An 18,658-nucleotide genomic window follows, 5' to 3' on the forward strand; every position below is an offset into this window, starting at 1 on the left:
CACGTGATCCCGTTCGTCGATGTCGCCCGGCAACCGCTCCCGTTCCGTCTGATCCGCGCGCCGAAACCGGACCGACCGTGACGAGGCTTTCGTGCGGAGGCAGGGCAGCCAGCGCTGGCTACCCTGCCTCCTGCCAGAATCCACCCGATACTTCAGACGTCGCGATCAGAACGTCGCGCGCAGCGTCAACGCATAACGGGTGTCGTTCACGTACCACGAAGTGATGTGCTTGCCGGCTCCATTCTGATACATGATCGTGCGCTGCTCGGCATTGTTGATGTTGTTCATCTCCAGGCCGAGCTTCAAGTGTCTGTTGAACGCGTAGAAGATCGAGCCGTCCAGTTGTCCGTAGGCATCGGCGAATACCGGCAGCTTCCACGGAATGTTGTTGTCGGTGCCGTTGTAGCCATTCGGACCGATCGACAGCAGATACTGGCTGCGCCAGTTGTAGGCCAACCGGATCTGCCACGGACCGTGCTCGTAGAAGCCGGCGACATTGAGAGAATCCCGCGACAAGCCATCCGCCGGGAGGCTGCCGTAACCCGAGCCATCCGTGTCCAGCGGCACCGCAGTCGTGTCGTTCGGCACATGGGTCCTGCTGCGGATGTAGGTGTAGTTCGCCGACATGCCGAAACCCTTGACTGGCAGGAAGTCGAAGAACTGGTTCCAGCCGATTTCCGCGCCATTGATCGTCGCCTTGCCGACGTTCACCGGACGGGTAATCAGATACTGGTAATTGTTGCCGTCGATGCCTGGATACGTCACGAACTCCGACTCGTTGCGGAAATAATTGCTTAGCGACTTGCGAAACAGGTTGACCCAAGCCATGCCGCCGCGGTCCTGATCGAAGTACCACTCCAGCGACAGATCGAACTGGTTGGCCTTCATCGGCGTCAGGTACGGGTTGCTGGTGGACGTGCCAGTCAGAGTCAGCTTGTCGATCGGCAGGACGGTGGTGCCGGCCGGCGGCGTATAGCCTGACACCACGCCGGCATTGAGAATCTGATAGGCCTGCATCTGGCTGAAGTCCGGCCGCGCGATCGCCTTGGAAAAGGCAAAGCGCGCGAGCAGGTTCGGCGCGAACTCCCACTTCACGTTGAAGCTGGGCAGGACGTCGGTGTACTCGTTGCGGGCACTGATGGGAGTAGACTGACCCGTGCCCAGATAGGGCGCCAACGCCTGGTTGGGATACACCAGGAAGCCTTGGCCGGCATTTCTGGTCTTCACCGCACGCACGCCGATGTTGCCGCTCAGATGGGCATCGTCCACCCCGAAGTCGAGCATGGCGTACACCGCGTAGGTCTTCTCGTGCTGGATGTTGGTGTGCGCGGCATCGAGCAGCGTGGGCTGGTACGGGGCGTCGTAGCCGTTGCCGGGGATGTAATACGGAATGGCGGCGTTGTGGATGTCCGCGTAGCTGCCCGGATAGCCCAGCGCGGTCGACGGCACCGGTGCATAGAACGCACCTGGTACGCCGGCGTCACCCTTGTAGAAATTCTTGAACGTGTCCAGGTGCACCAGGCTGCTATTGATCGTGCCGTTCAAGTCCAGCCCGGGCAAAGCGCCGCTGGGCAGTGCCCAGCCTTGCATCCAGGTCTGGAACACGGGCACCCAGTTGTAGCCGGTATCGATGTTGTCGGCATAGCGATTGGTCAGGCGCACGCCAGCCCTCACCCCTTGCACGAACCCATCGGCGAAGGTGTGATCAATGTCGGCACGCCAGGCCAGTTCTCTCGCATAGTTCTGATCCTGGTGATCCTGGGTGAACCCCCAGTAGTAATTGGCGGGGTTCCCGGTGAAGTCGGAATCGACGCCGAGGTGTGGCGGGCTGCTGCCGTTCAGGGCGACGTCGATGTAGGGCACGTTGGTACCCAGGGCCACCGTGGAATCCAGACTGTTGGTGGTGGCCTTGACGAACTGCACCGCGCTCGTGATCTCGGTGCTCGTGCCCAGCCGCCACTTCATCCCGGTGGAGAAATCGGTGGTCTTGGAGTGGCTGTTGGAGGCGCGGATGTCGGTGCCCATCGGCATGCCGCCGCTCTGCGTGAGGCGACCGGACTGGAACACCCCGCCGTTGACGACGCTCGGCTGGCTGGCATCCACCATCACCTGCGTCGGGTCGTTGCTCACGAAGATCGCATCCTCGTTCCAGACCTCGTGGTATTTGCTCTGGAACGCGGTGGCGTGAAAATCAAGATTGTCGCTGGGACGCCACTGAAAGGCCAGGTAGGTGCCATCACGCTTGCGATCGTAAAGCAAGGTGCGCCAGTCGGCGCCGCGCGGCACCCACGTGCCACTGGCGTTCTTGAAGAACGGACGCACAAACAGGCCATCGGTGCGCGTGGACAGTTGGGAATCGGCGACATCGACGAGGAAACCCATCTCGCCGAGACGGGTGTGCCAGCGATTGCTGTAGAGCACCGAGCCGGACGGCTTGTACTTCTTGACGAAGTTGCCGTAGTTCTCGCTGACGGAAGCGGCGATCTTCTGGCCCTGGAAGTCGAACGGCATGAAGGTGCGCAGGTTCACCGTGCCGCCCAGGCCGCCCTCGATCATGTCGGCCGTCTGGTTCTTGTAGACATCGATGCCAGACATCAATTCCGGCGGCACGTCCTGGAAGCTTAGCGCGCGCCCACCGTTGGCGGAGAAACTGTCCCCCCCATTCAATTCGGAACGCACCTGCGTGAGGCCGCGCACCTGCACGCCATTGCCTTCGGCAGAGAAGTGTTCCGGATCCCCCTGGGAGAGGAAATGGTCGATGGTGACGCCGGGAATGCGCGCCAGGGTATCAGTGACGCTGCGATCGGGCAGCGCACCGATATCCGTGGCGGATACCGAATCGACGAAAGTATCCGCGTAGCGCTTGACGTCCTGCGCCTGCTCGACTGATGCACGAATACCGGTCACGACAACGGCCTGGAGGTTCTTGACCTCCTTGGCATCGGCTTTTGCACGCTTTTTTTTGGCAGCCTTGGCGGCTGGCTGGCCCTGGTCTTGTGCTGCCGGCGTTGACGACACCGGACCCGCATGGGCAACCAGAGGGGCATAGAGCAACAGGCCCATGGCAATCGCAGCGGACAAGCGCGCCAGCGGCAGCGCTCGACCCGCCGAACTACATCCAGCCTGAAGGGTGGTCTCAGTCATGATCAAAGCTCTCCCCGGAAATGATGGTCGATCGCCGGCAAGGCTTGTCGGCAACCCTGGTTCTTCCGCGCCTCCCCATTCCAGGCAGCGGTGTATGGCGATTCGTGGCCAAGTGCCCTTTTCGCAGGTCTGGATGTTGGGGCGCAGCGCTACGAACTGACAATTACGAAAACAAGGGCGCCGGGTAATGTTTATTCATTTGCGAACGCGTCATGACCGCTGCACGGTGCCAACCGACTGGTAGTTTGCGCAGTGACTCATGGACGTTCGCAGGGTTCTGCCACGTCATTCCGGGAGCCCCCGATGCCATCGCTGTGGAGTAAGGATGTGAAACGCTGCCTGCTCGCGCTGATCTGCCTGCTGCTGGTTCCCGTCGCGCAAGCGGGAAGCGCGCTGTTCACCCGCATCCACTACCAGGGCGCCGACGGTGGCCCCACGCCCACGACATCGCAATACCGCAATCCGATACTGGCAGGCTTTTATCCCGATCCATCGATCATCCGTGTCGGCGACGATTTCTACCTGGTCAATTCCAGCTTCGGTTATTTCCCCGGCCTGCCCGTATTCCACAGCCGCGACCTGGTCGACTGGACGCAGATCGGCAACGCCATCGACCGCCCCGGCCAAATCGACTACGGCCGACACGAGCTGACCCGCGGCCTGTTCGCGGCCTCGATCAGCTACCACGGTGGCACGTTTTACATCACCAACACCTGCTTCTACTGCGACGGCGGCAACTACGTCATCACCGCGAAGAATCCGGCCGGGCCATGGTCGAATCCGGTGTGGTTCGGCATTGAGGGGATCGATCCTTCGCTGTTCTTCGACAGCGACGGCAAGGCGTGGCTGGTCAACAACGGCATGCCCGTGGGCAAACCTCGCTACGAAGGCCATCGGGCGATCTGGATCCAGCAGTTCGACCCGACGTCGATGAAGCTGGTCGGTCCGCGCAAGGTGATCGTGGATGGCGGCACCGATCCTTCCGCCGATCCGCAATACGTGGAAGGCCCGCACCTGTTCCGGCGCGGCAGCTGGTATTACCTCATCGCAGCCCAGGGCGGCACCGGCGAGCAGCATGCGGAGATGGTCTGGCGCAGCCATCATGTGACCGGTCCTTATATGGCATGGTCAGGCAACCCGGTGCTGACCCAGCGTGATCTCGATCCGGCGCGCGCCCATCCCGTCACGTCGGCAGGCCATGCACAATTCGTCGAGTTGAAGGATGGCTCGTGGTGGTCGGTGTTCCTGGCCACGCGGCCTTACCGCGGCAACCAGTACAACCTTGGCCGCGAAACCTTCCTGCTACCGGTGCACTGGCACGATGACTGGCCGCAAGTGCTTCCCCACGACACGCCGGTGCCGTTGGTCGCCACGCGTCCGCCGCTTCCGCGCACCGCCTCTACGCAACCGACGACGGGCCCGTTCGGCTGGACCGAACACTTCCATGGCCCCGGCTTGCCACTGGCATGGATGACCATCAACGTGCCGCGCACGCACTGGTACGCCACCGGTTCGAAGGGACTGCGAATCACTCCTTCGGCAACCCCACTGGGTGACTATGCCAACGGCCAGCCGGCCTATGTCGCGCATCGGCTGCAACACCGTGTCGCCTCGCTGGAAGCCACACTCGACGCCGCTCTGCTGGCACCGAACGAACAGGCCGGCCTGGCACTGTTCCAGAACGAAACCCACTTCTATGCGGCGATGCGGGTGCATGACCACTCCGGCAACGCCGTGGTGCTTTACCGCCGCACCAGCAAGGACGAACCCGCTGCCGGCACGCCAATCGCACGCGTGGCACTGGGCAAAACGACACAGCCACTTCGGCTGCGCTTCCAGCTTGACGGCGCGCGGCTGGACGCGTGGTACGCGCAAGGCTCCGGAGCGTGGCAACCGCTGGCGCGAAACCTGGATGCCAGCGTACTCAGCACCGCCACAGCCGGCGGCTTTACCGGCGTGACCTTCGGCCCGTATGCCTACCGGAAATAGCCAAACTGGCTGCGACGCCAGCCCATGCAATCCGTCAAGTACGCACGGCTTCAAAACGTTCATCGGGAAAACCAATCATGCCTGACTTGGGCCGCAGAGACCTTTTCAAAGCCCTGGCAACAGGAGCCATTGCCATCCCCCTCGCCCGAACGATCCACTCCGACCCGGTCCGTCCATGTGTCGGTCCCGAGCCGCACTGGGCCAAGGGCATCGAGGATCAACGCAAGGCCGACCTTGGCGACGGCACCTACATCAATCCCGTTGTTGCCGGCGATCATCCCGACCCCACCGTGCTCAAGGACGGCGACGACTACTACATGACGTTTTCGCCATTCTTCGCCTCGCCCGGACTCGTCATCTGGCATTCGACCGACCTGGTCAACTGGGCGCCGATCGGCACCGCACTGCACAAGCCGATGGGCACGGTATGGGCTGTCGACCTGTGCAAATACAAGAACCGCTACTACATCTACCTGCCAGCCCAGCAAGCCGGCGGGGACTGGTCGATCCACGTCATCTGGGCCGACGATATCCGCGGCCCATGGAGCGAACCGGTCGATCTCGATATCGCCGGCTGCATCGATCCGGGACACGTGGTCGGTGAAGACGGCCGACGCTACCTGTTCGTCAACGGCATTCGAATGATCCGCCTGACCGACGATGGCCTGGCTACCGACGGCCCGCTGCAACACGCCTATACGCCATGGCAATACCCGAAGGACTGGATTGTCGAGGACTTCGCCCCGGAAGGCCCCAAACTGCTGCGACGCGCTGACTGGTTCTACCTGGTCAGCGCCGTGGGCGGCACGGCGGGTCCGCCGACGGGGCACATGGTCATCGTGGCCCGCTCGAAGTCGGTACACGGTCCGTGGGAAAACTGTCCGCACAATCCCATCGTGCGCACCCGGTCGGCCGCCGAACCGTGGTGGTCGCGTGGCCACGCCACCCTGGTCGAAGGACCAGCCGGGGACTGGTGGATGATCTATCACGGCTACGAGAACGGCTTCAGGACACTGGGCCGCCAAACCTTGCTGGAACCGATGGCGTGGACTGCAGATGGTTGGCCACGCGCCACCGGAAGCGATTTGTCCCGCCCGCTTCGCAAGCCCGCGGGCGGCTCGGCAAGTGCGGATGGCATGGCGCTTTCGGACGATTTTTCCAGCAACCGGTTCGGCACCCTGTGGTCCTTCCACCGTCCGCGACCATATGAAATGCAGCGGGCCAGATATACGGGCAAGGCACTGGAGTTCCGCGGGTTCGGCAGCTCACCAGCGGACAGTGCGCCGCTGGTATGCAGCGTGGGCGACCGCGCCTACGTGGCGGAAATCACCTTCGAACTGTCCGGCGATGCGGAAGGTGGCCTGCTGCTTTTCTACAACCACAAGGCTTTCGTGGGTGTCGGCTTCACGCCGGACACGATCAAGACCTTCGAATACGCGCAGGAACTGGACTGGGCTCGCATCGCGAAGAAAAGCCGGCATGTGCGCGTGCGGGTCACCAACGACCATAACGTGGTGACCTATGCGTACTCGCACGACGACGGCCGCAGCTGGCAACTGCATACCATCCGCATGGAGGTATCCGGCATCCACCACAACGTGTTCGGCGATTTCCTGTGCCTCAAGCTGGGCATCTACAGCGCCGGCAGCGGAACGTTGCGACTGAGCGATTTCCGCTATCACGCCATCGCGGGCAACCCGCTGATCTGACATCGCGCACTCCCGACAAACATGCGCCCCCTGATTGGAATCGTTGGCTGGCGGGGTGCGGATACGCACGCACCGATCAAGCCCTGCTCTCCTGTTCAACGGGCCGGGACATGCTCTGATCACTGGCATGCGTGCATGCCTGTATTGCATTGCCGCAAGATTCCGTAAAACTGCCGGTGTAGAGTCGGGGACTGCGATCAACGCGCGGATGCTGCGCGTGGCAGATGCCCGCCGTCGGCGTGGCTGTGGCATTTGCATGGAGCGTCAAACCACACAGGGCTCTTGAGGCCTGTTTTTTTGGGGCGGAATTTAGATCGATTCAAATTGAGGGTGACGCCCGCTTGGGCGGCCCATCCGGTCAGGACGACGAAGACGCGTGTTCCGACGTTTTCCTTATCTCCACGAGACGAGCCGATACCATGTACCTACCGTCCAAGTTGCTGAAGACATCCGCCCTGGCCTGCGTGCTGGCCACGTCCACGGGCGCGGTCATGGCGCAAGCCGTTTCGTCACCGGCCGATGCCGTCAATCCGTTGATCGGCAGTCGCAATGGTGGCAACACCTACCCGGGCGCGGTGGTTCCTTTCGGCATGCTGCAGTGGAGCCCCGAAAACACCCGCGGCAAACACACGCGCACGGCCTCGCCCAGCGGCTATCAGTACGACACCACGCGCATCCGCGGCTTCAGCCTCACGCATCTTTCCGGAGCGGGTTGTGCCGGCGCCAGCGGCGATATCCCGCTGATGCCGATCACCATTCCCGTCACCAGCTCGCCATCGTCCGATACCACCGACCACATCTACGCCAGTGATTTCTCGCACGCCGACGAGCAGGCGAAAGTCGGCGACTATCGCGTGCGGCTGGCCAATGGTGTGAACGTCGAACTGGGCGCAGCGATGCACAGCGGCATGGCGCGTTTCAGCTTTCCCGCCGGACGACCGGCGAACCTGCTGGTGCGCGTCTCCGACTCCGAAGTGGGCAGCAGTGACGCGGCGGTGCATGTCGATGCGGCCACGCAAACCATCACCGGTTCGGTGACCAGCGGCAACTTCTGCGGCTACCTGGCGAAGGCCGACCAGCACAGTTACTACACGCTGTATTTCGTCGCCCATTTCGATCGTCCGTTCACCCGCGTGGGCAGCTGGCACAACGGCACGGTGACGCTCGGCGCAACCTCCGGACACGGCGGCACCAGCTACGCCGACAAGGGTTTCCCGGTGCCGGGCAAGGGCTCGGGCGCGTGGGTCGGTTTCGATCCGGCCAAGGGCCCGGTACAGGTGCGGGTGGGCATTTCCTACGTGAGTTTGGCCAATGCGCGCGCCAATCTTCGTGCCGAAATTCCGGCCGACAGCACGCTCGCCCACGTGACGTCGCAGGCGCGCGACGCATGGAACAAGGCGCTGGGACACATTGCGATCGACGGCGGCACGGCGGATCAGCGCACCACGTTCTACACCGCGCTGTACCACGTGCTGCTGCACCCGAACGTGTTCAGCGACGTCAATGGTGAATACCGTGGTTTCGATCAGCACATTCACCATGTGAAAACCCCGCAACACGCGCAGTACGCCAACTTCTCGGGCTGGGACATCTACCGCTCGCAACTGCAGCTGCTGACCTGGCTGATGCCGAAGGTGGGCAGTGACATCGCCCAGTCGCTGTACAACCAGGCGCGCCAGAACCACGGCGAATGGGATCGCTGGACCCACAACAGCGGCGGCACCCATGTGATGAGTGGCGACCCTGCGGTGCCGGCGCTGGCAGATATCCACGCCTTCGGTGGTCATGACTTCGACCTGCGCGGCGCCTACGCCTCGCTGGCGCGTGCCGCCACGGTGCCCACCGCGCACGACGAGTCCAATGCCGGTTGCAACGTGGAATGCGTGGGTGAACGTCCGTCGCTCGACCAGTGGCTGAAGCTGCACTACATCGCCACCAAATCACATGCGTGGGGCGGTGCGGCCGAAACGCTGGAAGACGTCACCGCGGACTTCGCCTTGTCGCAACTCGCGACCGAGGTCGGCGACAAAGCGGGCGAACGCAAATTCCTCGCGCGCGCCGGTTACTGGCGCAATCTGTACAACCCGAAAGCCGCGCCCGATGGCGGCTATATCCAGAATCGCAACGCCGATGGCAGCTGGCCCGCCTTCACGCCAGGTACCGACGACGGTTTCGTCGAGGCGAGCGCAGCCGTCTATCTGTGGATGGTGCCGTTCGATGTGCACGGCCTGTTCCAGCAGCTCGGCGGCGACGCCACCGCGATCGCCCGGCTGGACCGCTTCTTCCACACCGCCGATGGGAAGTGGGCGTTCACCAACGCCGGTCCGCTGCACGCCGAACTCAACAACGAACCCTCCGTCGAAACGCCGTGGCTGTACGACTTCGCCGGGCAGCCGTACAAGACCCAGGCCACCGTTCGCGCTGTGGTCAACTCGCTGTGGAAGAACGCGCCCGGCGGCATTCCCGGCAATGACGATCTGGGCGAGATGTCTTCGTGGTACGTGTGGTCGGCCTTGGGGCTGTACCCGGAAATTCCGGGGCGAGCCGAACTGGTGCTCGGCAGTCCGCTGTTCACCCATGCCGTCGTGCATGGCTCCGGCGGCGACGTGACCATCGATGCGCCCAAAGCCTCTACCGACACGCCGTACGTCCACGCGCTTGAGGTCGATGGCAAGGCCTGGAACAAGCCATGGCTGCCGGCCAGCTTCGTCGCGCATGGCGGGCGTCTTGGCTTCACGCTGCAAGCGACGCCTGACCGCACATGGGGCAGTTCGATGGCCGACGCACCGCCGTCGTTCCCGCCAAAATCCTGAGTGTCCGCACCGACGCCATCACCTCCATCCACAATAGGTCGACATCACGATGAAACGGACATGGATTCTGCAATCGATGGCTGCCATCGCCCTGGGCGGCCTGCTTCCCGGCGTGGCCGCGGCACAGGCCGTCAACACGCTCAGCGCGCAGGAAAAGGCCGCCGGCTGGCAGCTGCTGTTCAACGGCAGGAATCTCGACGGCTGGCATTCCTACCTTGAAAAGTCGCCCGGCAAGGACTGGACAGTCGACCACGGTGCGATCCGGCTGCAGAAAACCGGCCACGACGCGCCGCAGGACTTCGCCGACCTCGTCAGTAATGCCGAATACGGAAACTTCGACCTGAAGCTGGAATGGAAGATGAGCCCCTGCGCCGACAGCGGCGTGATGTTCCATGTCCACGAATCACCGAAATACGGCGCAACCTACGAAACCGGCCCGGAGATGCAGATCGCCGACCTGGCGTGCACCAAACCCGACAGCCGGGTGCTCAACGAACGCTCCGGTGACCTGTTCGACCTGATCTCCTCGGATGTGGAAACCGTCCGCGAAGGCGGCCAGTGGAACCAGTTCGAAATCATCTCCGACCAAGGCCACCTGCAATTCTTCCAGAACGGACGCAAGGTGATCGACACCCATCTGTGGACTCCCGATTGGAACAAGCTCGTCGCCAGCACCAAGTTCAAGGCCTGGCCCGATTTCGGCGTCTTCCACAGCGGCCATATTTCACTGCAGGGCACCGAAGACAAGGGCGCCAAGCCGATCCGCATCTGGTTCCGCAATATCAGGATCAGGAGGCTGTAAACGACCCGGCGCTCACATTCGATCAGCCGTCTAAATGCCTACGGCTGGCGGAGCGTTTTCCGATGCGCGGATTATCCGTGCCGGTAGATCGTGATCCGCATGCTGTTCGTGATCACTGCCGATCGTTGCCGTGCATGACGGCAGCGATCGGCCAACTCCAGCCATTCGCCTGATCACATTGATTGTCATAAGGCGGACGGTCACGGACGTCGCTTGGGGTCAGCTTCGGGTCAGGTAGCGGAGGCCGCCGGTGCGTGCTGGCCGCACACACAATGAGCCGGGTCCAACTTGACTGGCACCTTTGCGTGGCGAAGCACCTCGGGAGCCTCCAGCGTCCCGCCATGACCCATGTGGAAACGCTTAGCACCGCTGTTGACGAGCCGCTCCGGCTCGCGGGCCACGGTCTGCGAGCCGGGCGTGTGACCGGCGGTATGGTGCACGATGCCGTCGACGCCGAAGTCCTTGCGTTCGAGGCCTGGAATGCCGGTGTCGACGAGAATGCAGCTGTCGTCGGTTTTGCTCAGGTGAGCGTTGACCATGTTGAACGGCAAGACGCGGATCTGGATGATTCTTGGTTATCCATTGACGTGTCCTCGTTGAATGAAGGGTGTTGAGATGAGCCGCTTCGGCGGCAGTTTCTTTGTGCGATGTGCGGCGCGATTACGGACGTCGGGGTGCGGTCGTACTGGCCGTCAGGCGCGCCATGCCGCAATCACCGCAGCGGGTCAGAGCAACCTCTTGCTGGGCCTCGGGCAGTGCGAAGAACCCGCCCCTGGTCTGTGCCAGCACAAAGGCCTTGATCACGTTGGCCAGATCGGTCGGCGCCTCCAGGGGCAACAGGTGCCCGACACCCGGGAGCACGACCAGCGTGGACTGGGGAATGCGCGGCAGCACTTCGCGACGCAGTACCTCAGGCGGGTCGACCAAATCGTGCTCACCGGAAATCACGATCACCGGCACATCGATCAACGGAACCACCGCTGTAATGTCTTCCTGGCTGGTCGCCAGTGGCCACGCCGCTTTGGCTGAGCTGGCACCGGTCAGACTGTCCGCGATGACCGTGTCCAGATCACCGTCAGACAAGCCGTCGGGTGCAAGCACTTGCTGCAAGGTGGCGACGATGCTCTCGCGCGAGTTGTAGGCATGCACCATGCCCTGGCGAGCGTCGAGCGGAAGCGCCAACGGCGTCGGCGGTGCGGGCGCCACTAGCACCAGACCCCGAAGCCCGCGCGGACGCTGCGATGCCGCAAGCTGTGCAGCCTTACCGCCCATCGAATGGCCAACCAGGATGTAGCTTTCCAGCGCTAGGGAATCGACCACGGCGAGCACGTCGCCGGCCAGATCGCTCAACGCATAGCCTGCCTCCGGTGCAGCGGACTTGCCCCAGCCGCGCTGGTCGATGGCGACGGTGCGGTAGTCGGGCGAAAGCGCGTCGACCACGTGTTGCCAAGTACGCGAAGAACCACCCCAGTAGTGCAGGAACACCAGCGCTGGTCCTCCCGCGCCACGTTGTTCGACATGCAGATCAATGCCGTTTGCTTCGATAATCATGAGACATCACTCCTGCGAAGAATCACGGCGTGGCGCCGATCTGGCATCGAGCGCCACGCGATAGCTTTGACGCTGCCAACAGGCCGCGCTGGGGGCGGCCTCAAGCGGCGGCCGAGACGATGAAGTCAGCAACAGCCTGCGGCTGCGACAGCATCGGCACGTGACTGCTGTCGGCGTGTGCCACGGTGGCGTTCATGCGAGCGGCCATGCGCTCCTGCTCCACACGAGGAATCGCATGATCTTGGTTTCCGATGAAGTAGTACGTCGGCCGGCTGCGCCATGCCGCTTCGGTCAGCGTGCCGCCGAGTGCGGAGGCATGCAGCGGACCTTGCGTGGCGTAGACCAAAGCTTTCTCGGTGTCGTCCAGGTCCTGCGCGAACAGCTTGAAAATACCGTCCCGGGTGAGCTTCAGATGGCCCTGTGCATCAGGGCGGATTTCGTCATTGAGCGGTGCGGTCTCGAACTTCTCGAACAACGTACCCGCCGACTCGCCCGCGTCCGGTGCGAACGCGTTGATGTAGACCATGCGGGCCACCTTCGGGTCGTTGCCCGCTTCGCCGATCACCGCGCCGGCATAGCTGTGGCCGACCAGGACCACGTCGCCTTCTGCCAGCGCGATGGCACGCTGCACGGCGGCCACGTCGGCCTCGAAGCCAGTCAACGGGAGCTGCACAGCGGTTGCGGTGAGCCCGTTGCGGGCCAGCAGCGGGATTACCTTCGACCAGGTCGAGCCATCGGCCCAGGCGCCATGGACCAGAATCACATTTGGGATGGAAGTGTTCATCGATTTTCTCCGTCGGTAGTCGGCCATGGCCGTGGGTTGTTTGACCGAGAAATTTTGGCTCCCGAGCGAATGTCAGAAAGGACATAATTCCCACTTATCCTGCCAATTCCGGAAACCTGGCATGCCGCGTCCAAAGACATCGAAAGCCATCTGGTTTGTCGTGTTCCCGGGGTTCGAGTTGCTCGACCTCGGCGGCCCACTCTGCGCCTTCACGCTGGCGAGGGACTTTCATCAGGCAGGCTACGACATCCGCGTCATCTCCAGCATTGGCGGGCTGGTCAGTGGAAGCTCCGGAATCGCGATCGACACCACGGCGGCATCGCCTCGCGGGCATGTCGATACCTTGATGGTGGTGGGTGCGCCAACGCCAGACTCATCCGACGCACAAGCCGATACGGTGAACCTCGTCCGAGCCATCTCCCCCTGTGCCCGACGCACGGCGAGTGTCTGCACCGGGGCCTTCCTGCTCGCGGCCGCCGGTCTACTGGACGGCCGTCGTGCCACCACCCATTGGCGCTGTGCACCAGAGCTGCAGCGGCGCTACCCCGCCATCAAGGTCGAGTCGGACCGGATCTTCATCCGCGAAGACGATATCTGGACCTCGGCCGGCATCACCGCCGGTATCGACCTCGCGCTGGCGATGATCGAGGAGGACTGCGGCACCGAAATATCCAAAGCCATCGCGCGCGACCTGGTGGTCTATCACCGCCGCAGCGGAGGACAATCGCAGTTCTCGACCATGCTCGATCTTGAGCCGACCCCGGGGCGGATTCGCGACGCGCTGGCCCACGCTCGGCTGCACCTCAAAGACCAGCTTTCAGTCGAGCGGCTGGCCGAGGTGGCAAACATCAGCCCGCGTCAGTTCGCGCGGCAGTTCACCGCCGAGACCGGCGAAACCCCTGCGCGTGCGATTGAGCGCCTGCGCTGTGAAGCGGCCTTGCCGCGCATCGAGGAAACCGGCGAGCCACTGGAGCAGATCGCAAGACAGGTGGGACTGGATACGGAGCGCATGCGGCGCGCCTGCCTGCGTATCTACGGCCTCTCACCCCGGGCGCTGCGCCGCCGTAGCCGCGGCTTGCATGGCTAGCGCAGGGCGTGGGAAGCAAGTTGTCTCTATGGAGGGATAGGTACTGAGCACTTCCCTACCGTCAATAACGAACTCCAATCGCACTAGCCTGAGGTACGCTTTCGGCCAACGATGGGTACAGACTGCTTCAAATGCTCGCCACAAAGCAGCCATTCATGACCGACACAAATGGGTCGAAAAGCGACCTTTGACCTGCATTTGTTGCTCAACCAGACAACGATTCGCGACCAACCGTCGCGGCTCGGGGTGTTTGACTGCTATTTTTCGCGGCGGCGACGCATGCGTGGGTCGTCCGCCGCCACCCTGCCACATCCGCCATTCATGGCACTCGAACTACTGAATGACGCTGGGCAGCTGGAACGCAGAACCTCGGCTCTGCGTTCCAGCTGCCCAGTACCAACAGGCGAAATCCGGATTATTTTGCCGGCGCGGCTGCGAGATATTTGCCGAACCAGTCCAGCGATCGGCGCAGGATGTCGACCTGGTCGTCGTGATTGGCAATGCCGTGGCCCTGGTTGGCATAGACGACCAGCTTGCTTGGCACGCCCAGGGTCTGCAGTGCGTGCCAGTATTCGAACGATTGCGGCGCCGGGCATTCCTCGTCGCGTTCGCCCACGACGATCAGTGCCGGGGTGTGGTCACGGGTGATGAAGTTGATCGCGGAGCTCTTCTCGTACGCCGACGGGTTCTGGTACACGGATGCGCCGAAGAACGGGATCATCCAGCCGTCGATCTGGTTTTCGCCGTAATAGCTCTTCCAGTCGGAGATGCCGGCGCCGGCGACCACGGCCTTGAAGCGGTTGGTCTGGGTCGGCGCAAACATGCTCATGAAGCCGCCATAGCTCCAGCCGGTCATGCCGAGGCGATTGTTGTCGACCGGCGCGATCTTCTCGACGGCATCGATCCCGGCGAGGATGTCGTCGAGATCGCCGTAACCCATCTTGCCCGTGCCGATGTTCTCTCGCACGAAGGCTTCGCCTTCACCCGTGCTGCCACGCGGATTGGGCAGCAGCACGAAATAGCCGAAAGACGAATAGGCCGTGGCGTTGGTGCCCCAGTAAGGCAGGTTCGCAAACGTCGGACCACCGTGCACCGACACGATCAAGGGATAGGTCTTGTGCGGGTCGAAGTTCGCCGGATACAGCAGCCAGCCCTGGATCAACAGCTTGCCGCTATGCCATGTCACCGACCGGGCCTTGCCCCAGCTCGGTTTCAACGCGGCGTTGACGGCAGTCACCGCAGACGGTGGCTGATCACCCAGCGCGCCCGAGTACACCTCCGGCGCGTGTTCGAATGAACTGGCCGCATAGGCGATGCGATGTGGCGCGCTCGACGAGATCGATACACCGCGCACGGCGCCGGGCAGCGTGTACAACACGCGCGACGGCTGCGCCGCCGAATCGGAAATCGTGTATTTGGCGATCTGCACGTGGCCCAGTTTTTCCTGGGTGAACACCAGCGTATCGGGCGTCAGGAAAGTGAACTGGTGCAGCGTGACCGGAATACCCGGTGTCATGTCCACCACTTGCCCGGCTTGCGGGGCCACGCGATAAAGCTCGCCGGCATCCGCGCCGCGGTCGCTCATCAGACCGCCGACGAAATAGATGGACTTGCCATCCGGCGACCACGTCGGTTGCTGCATCTGCATGCCGTGCAGCGAACCGGTGACGGTGGCCGGATCCACGACCACTTCCGGTGTGGCGCCAGCCTGGTCCTTCTGCGTATACAACTTGGCCGACCACCAGTGGTCGTCACCCGGAGGCGGCGCCGCGGTATACGCGATCGTGTGGCCATCGGGCGAAAAGTCGAATTCGTATACGCACAAACTCGCGGGAGTCAGGATGTTCGGGGTACCGCCGGAAGTCGGAACTTCAGCGATCCGCTCCACCTGCTCGGCCTCTTGGCCGATGACGCCGACCCGGGGGTTGCCGGACGCCGTCGCGAACGGCATCCGCGTCGCGCCCGGCACATACATGAACGCGATGCGCTGGCCACCGCGCGACCATCGCACGTCGGAGGCAAAACCGCTCAAGTCCGTCACCTTTCGCGGTGCGGCCTTCCCGGCCCCGTCCACCACCCAAAGCGCGCCCTTGATGGGTTTGGTGTTGCTCGGATCGACCTTGCAGCGGGTCAAGATTGCCAGGTTGTCGGAATCAGGCGCCCAGTGAATGTCCTCTTCGTGGCAATCTCCCGGAATCTTTACTGCATGCGCGTTTTTTCCATCCCACGACGCCAGCATCAGCTCCTTCTTGCCCTTTTTCGACTGCGTCCATGCGAGATGGGAGCCATCGTGGGACAGCGCTACCGATCCGACTTGTATAACCTTGGCGTGCGCAGCGAGGATCTGCTCGATGCGCGCGGTTTCCGATGGCGACGCGGGCGAGTCCTTGGCAAAACCGGCTGATGAGAAAGCGAGGCCAGCCAAGGCGGCGACGGCGAACGCGGGGGTACAAGCAAGCTTCATGACGGGGCCCCAGTGGGATAACCGTCTGAACCTACTCCTGCGCACCCCATCGCCCCATGTGCCGGATGGCACATGTCACCGACGAAGCGCAGGCGCAGAGGTTCCATCGCCCCGCTCAGCTACCGCCCGGAACCCGGGTCTTGCTCACCCGATACGCGTACGCAACGAAGGCGACAGCATCGGGTCGCTGGTGCCTGGACGGCCGGTTTCGAGATGGCCGGCGAAGCGGCGCAGATAGACGTCCGACGTATCGAGCGTGACCGAGATGTCATGCCAGCCATGGTTGGCGCTCAAGTCGCGGGTCAACTCCATCGTGGCGCCGGGCTTCAATGGCAGTTCGGCCAGATACCCGACATAGGCGTCGTGGATGAAAGCCGAGCACGCCAGGCTGCCCGTGTTCGACAGGATGGCCTGGATCTGACAGCGCTCCGGTTGGTATATCAGCCGGACTTCGACAGTCGCGGTCGGCGCAGCCGGCGGTTCACCGCGCGCATGGCAGAGATAGCCATTCGGCCCATGCACGAGGATGTCGTAAGCAACACCGTGCGGGTGCAGCGGCCAGTAATCGCTGACCATCTCGGCGGCGGCGACCGTGTAGCGACGCGGATCACTGGCCGGCGCCGTTTGGTCGTAGGCATAGAAACCCGCCCCCGCCGCGCCGGTGTTGCGGAAGTCCAGCCAGAGTCTGCTGGCCGCGTGATCCACTCGGTGATTGAGCAGCCACTGGTACGGGATCGGTCGCGCCGGGCGCAGGCCGTCTTCCTGCATGGGCATGCTTGGAATCGCCGGCGCGATGATCGGCGCAAAGAGATCCGGATGCGATTCGGGCAGGGGAATATTCGGCATGCCCAGGTCGGGCTTGAGGCCGAAATCGAAGGCGCTGGTGAGATCGCCGCAGACGGAACGTCGCCACGCACTGATATTGGGCTCGGCGACGCCGAAGCGGGTTTCCAGGAATTGCAGTATCGACGTGTGATCGAAAGTCTGCGAGCAAACCCAGCCGCCCGTCGTCCACGGCGAGATGACGATCATCGGCACACGCATGCCCAAGCCCAGCGGCTGCCGTCCACCCGGATCAGCGCCGGGCACGAGTGGATGAATCATCGACGTGTTGACATCCAGGTCGAGAAATTCGTCGCGAAAGCTGCCAGCCAGCGAGTGCGAAACCATGCCGCGACTGTTGCGCTCGCTACTGGAGGGCGGCATCGGCGGCACGACGTGATCGAACAAGCCGTCGTTTTCGTCGTAGCAGAGAAACAGCACGGTCTTGCTCCACGACTCCGCATCGGCGGTCAACGCCTCAAGCACACGCTTGATGTAATACGCGCCATCGGCGGCCGAGGCGGCCGGGTGCTCGCAATACTTGTAGGGTGCGACGATCCACGAGACCTGCGGCAAACGGTCGTGCAGCACATCGTCGCGCAGCTCCTTCAACGTATGTTGCGAGACGCCCTTGCGCACCAGCGGACCTCGCGGATCGGCGCCTTCGTCCACCTGGTAGTTGGCAAAGAACTCCAGCGAATTGTCGGTGAAGTTGTCGGTGGGCGAGCCGGGCTCGCCCGTCCCGCCCTGATACAGCTTCCAGCTGATCCCTGCCGATTCCAGCCGCTCCGGATAGGTGGTCCAGGTGTAGCCATTCACTCGCGGCCGCTCGGCCAGACCGGGGCCGTTGGGAATCCGGCCCATCACATTGTTCGGATCACAGGTGCCCGACCACAGGTAGATGCGATTGATCGCCGTGTCGGCAGGCACCGAACTGAAATAGCTGTCGCAGATGGTGAAGGCATCGGCCAGCGCATGATGGAAAGCTGCATCTTCGCGACGCAGGTAGCCCATCGTCAGCACATCCTGTTTCTGGGTAATCCACTGGTCGTATTTGCCGTGGTTCCAGGACAAGTGGCCCGAGCTCCAACTGTGATCGGTACTGTGCTGGTGATCGCCGTTCTCGCGGGTGTCGACACGGAACGGCAGCACGTAGTCGGCATCGGCCGGCACACCGCACGCGTTGTACTTCGGCGTGGTTATCGACGCATTCGGCTGATACCAGACCGGTCGGCCATCGGGGAACAGCAGCGGCCGGGGATCGGAGAACCCGCGCACGCCGCGCAGCGTGCCGAAGTAGTGATCGAACGAACGGTTCTCCTGCATCAGGATCACCACGTGCCCGACATCGCGGATCGTGCCCGTTCTCCGCTGCGCCGGTACCTGCAGTGCCTTGCGCAAACTGGCCGGAAGTACCTGGCCCGAGGCCGCGGTGCCGACGGCACCACCAAACATTTGCAGAAAACGCCGACGATCAATGGACACCATGAAAC

Annotated in this window: 11 protein-coding genes; 5 read left to right on the forward strand and 6 right to left on the reverse strand. The window is 63.0% G+C overall.

The window, feature by feature from the left end:
- Window positions 1-165: 165 nt before the first annotated feature.
- Entirely contained in the window at window positions 166-3,144 is a 2,979-nt protein-coding gene (locus AB7849_RS03495; protein WP_245734842.1) for a TonB-dependent receptor, read from the reverse strand.
- Window positions 3,145-3,447: 303 nt separating this feature from the next.
- On the opposite strand from AB7849_RS03495, the gene AB7849_RS03500 reads away from it, so the two are divergent.
- The 4 genes from AB7849_RS03500 (at window position 3,448) to AB7849_RS03515 (ending at window position 10,457) form a co-directional block, all read left to right on the forward strand.
- Window positions 3,448-5,133, forward strand: coding sequence for a glycoside hydrolase family 43 protein (locus AB7849_RS03500; RefSeq protein ID WP_092701548.1), 1,686 nt, complete (start codon window positions 3,448-3,450; stop codon window positions 5,131-5,133).
- Window positions 5,134-5,210: 77 nt separating this feature from the next.
- On the forward strand, window positions 5,211-6,842 hold the full coding sequence (locus tag AB7849_RS03505; protein ID WP_092701551.1) for a family 43 glycosylhydrolase: 1,632 nt from the start codon (window positions 5,211-5,213) through the stop codon (window positions 6,840-6,842).
- Window positions 6,843-7,261: 419 nt separating this feature from the next.
- Window positions 7,262-9,655 (forward strand): GH92 family glycosyl hydrolase, encoded by a 2,394-nt coding sequence (locus AB7849_RS03510; RefSeq protein WP_369500582.1) that lies wholly within the window; start codon window positions 7,262-7,264, stop codon window positions 9,653-9,655.
- Between the two features lie 76 nt (window positions 9,656-9,731).
- Complete coding sequence (locus AB7849_RS03515) at window positions 9,732-10,457, forward strand: 3-keto-disaccharide hydrolase (protein ID WP_369500583.1); 726 nt, start codon at window positions 9,732-9,734, stop codon at window positions 10,455-10,457.
- 230 nt (window positions 10,458-10,687) lie between these two features.
- On the opposite strand, the gene AB7849_RS03520 is transcribed toward AB7849_RS03515, so the two are convergent.
- The 3 genes from AB7849_RS03520 to AB7849_RS03530 form a co-directional block, all read right to left on the reverse strand.
- On the reverse strand, window positions 10,688-11,008 hold the full coding sequence (locus AB7849_RS03520; protein WP_217638545.1) for a hypothetical protein: 321 nt from the start codon (window positions 11,006-11,008) through the stop codon (window positions 10,688-10,690).
- Between the two features lie 109 nt (window positions 11,009-11,117).
- Window positions 11,118-12,008: an alpha/beta fold hydrolase gene (locus tag AB7849_RS03525; protein ID WP_369500584.1), complete on the reverse strand. Its 891-nt coding sequence runs from the start codon at window positions 12,006-12,008 to the stop codon at window positions 11,118-11,120.
- 100 nt (window positions 12,009-12,108) lie between these two features.
- Window positions 12,109-12,792, reverse strand: a complete 684-nt coding sequence (locus AB7849_RS03530; protein ID WP_175481487.1) for an alpha/beta hydrolase — start codon at window positions 12,790-12,792, stop codon at window positions 12,109-12,111.
- Window positions 12,793-12,913: 121 nt separating this feature from the next.
- Between AB7849_RS03530 and AB7849_RS03535 the strand changes: the two genes are divergently transcribed.
- On the forward strand, window positions 12,914-13,879 hold the full coding sequence (locus tag AB7849_RS03535) for a GlxA family transcriptional regulator (protein ID WP_369500586.1): 966 nt from the start codon (window positions 12,914-12,916) through the stop codon (window positions 13,877-13,879).
- Window positions 13,880-14,294: 415 nt separating this feature from the next.
- Here AB7849_RS03535 and AB7849_RS03540 read toward each other — a convergent pair whose 3' ends face one another.
- Both AB7849_RS03540 and AB7849_RS03545 read right to left on the reverse strand, forming a co-directional pair.
- On the reverse strand, window positions 14,295-16,343 hold the full coding sequence (locus tag AB7849_RS03540; protein ID WP_369500587.1) for a S9 family peptidase: 2,049 nt from the start codon (window positions 16,341-16,343) through the stop codon (window positions 14,295-14,297).
- A 144-nt stretch (window positions 16,344-16,487) separates the two neighbouring features.
- A complete protein-coding gene (locus tag AB7849_RS03545; protein WP_369500588.1) occupies window positions 16,488-18,653 on the reverse strand; it encodes a phosphocholine-specific phospholipase C in 2,166 nt (721 codons plus the stop codon).
- Window positions 18,654-18,658 lie beyond the last annotated feature (5 nt).

This window comes from Rhodanobacter sp. FW021-MT20, assembly GCF_041107475.1.
Taxonomy (GTDB): Bacteria; Pseudomonadota; Gammaproteobacteria; order Xanthomonadales; family Rhodanobacteraceae; genus Rhodanobacter_A; species Rhodanobacter_A glycinis.

Bases quoted from the DNA above. Each gene is read 5' to 3' on its own strand.
- AB7849_RS03540 (WP_369500587.1), bottom strand. From the start codon at position 16,343: ATGAAGCTTGCTTGTACCCCCGCGTTCGCCGTCGCCGCCTTGGCTGGC.
- AB7849_RS03510 (WP_369500582.1), top strand. From the start codon at position 7,262: ATGTACCTACCGTCCAAGTTGCTGAAGACATCCGCCCTGGCCTGCGTG.
- AB7849_RS03500 (WP_092701548.1), top strand. From the start codon at position 3,448: ATGCCATCGCTGTGGAGTAAGGATGTGAAACGCTGCCTGCTCGCGCTG.
- AB7849_RS03545 (WP_369500588.1), bottom strand. From the start codon at position 18,653: ATGGTGTCCATTGATCGTCGGCGTTTTCTGCAAATGTTTGGTGGTGCC.
- AB7849_RS03495 (WP_245734842.1), bottom strand. From the start codon at position 3,144: ATGACTGAGACCACCCTTCAGGCTGGATGTAGTTCGGCGGGTCGAGCG.
- AB7849_RS03535 (WP_369500586.1), top strand. From the start codon at position 12,914: ATGCCGCGTCCAAAGACATCGAAAGCCATCTGGTTTGTCGTGTTCCCG.
- AB7849_RS03515 (WP_369500583.1), top strand. From the start codon at position 9,732: ATGGCTGCCATCGCCCTGGGCGGCCTGCTTCCCGGCGTGGCCGCGGCA.
- AB7849_RS03505 (WP_092701551.1), top strand. From the start codon at position 5,211: ATGCCTGACTTGGGCCGCAGAGACCTTTTCAAAGCCCTGGCAACAGGA.
- AB7849_RS03530 (WP_175481487.1), bottom strand. From the start codon at position 12,792: ATGAACACTTCCATCCCAAATGTGATTCTGGTCCATGGCGCCTGGGCC.
- AB7849_RS03525 (WP_369500584.1), bottom strand. From the start codon at position 12,008: ATGATTATCGAAGCAAACGGCATTGATCTGCATGTCGAACAACGTGGC.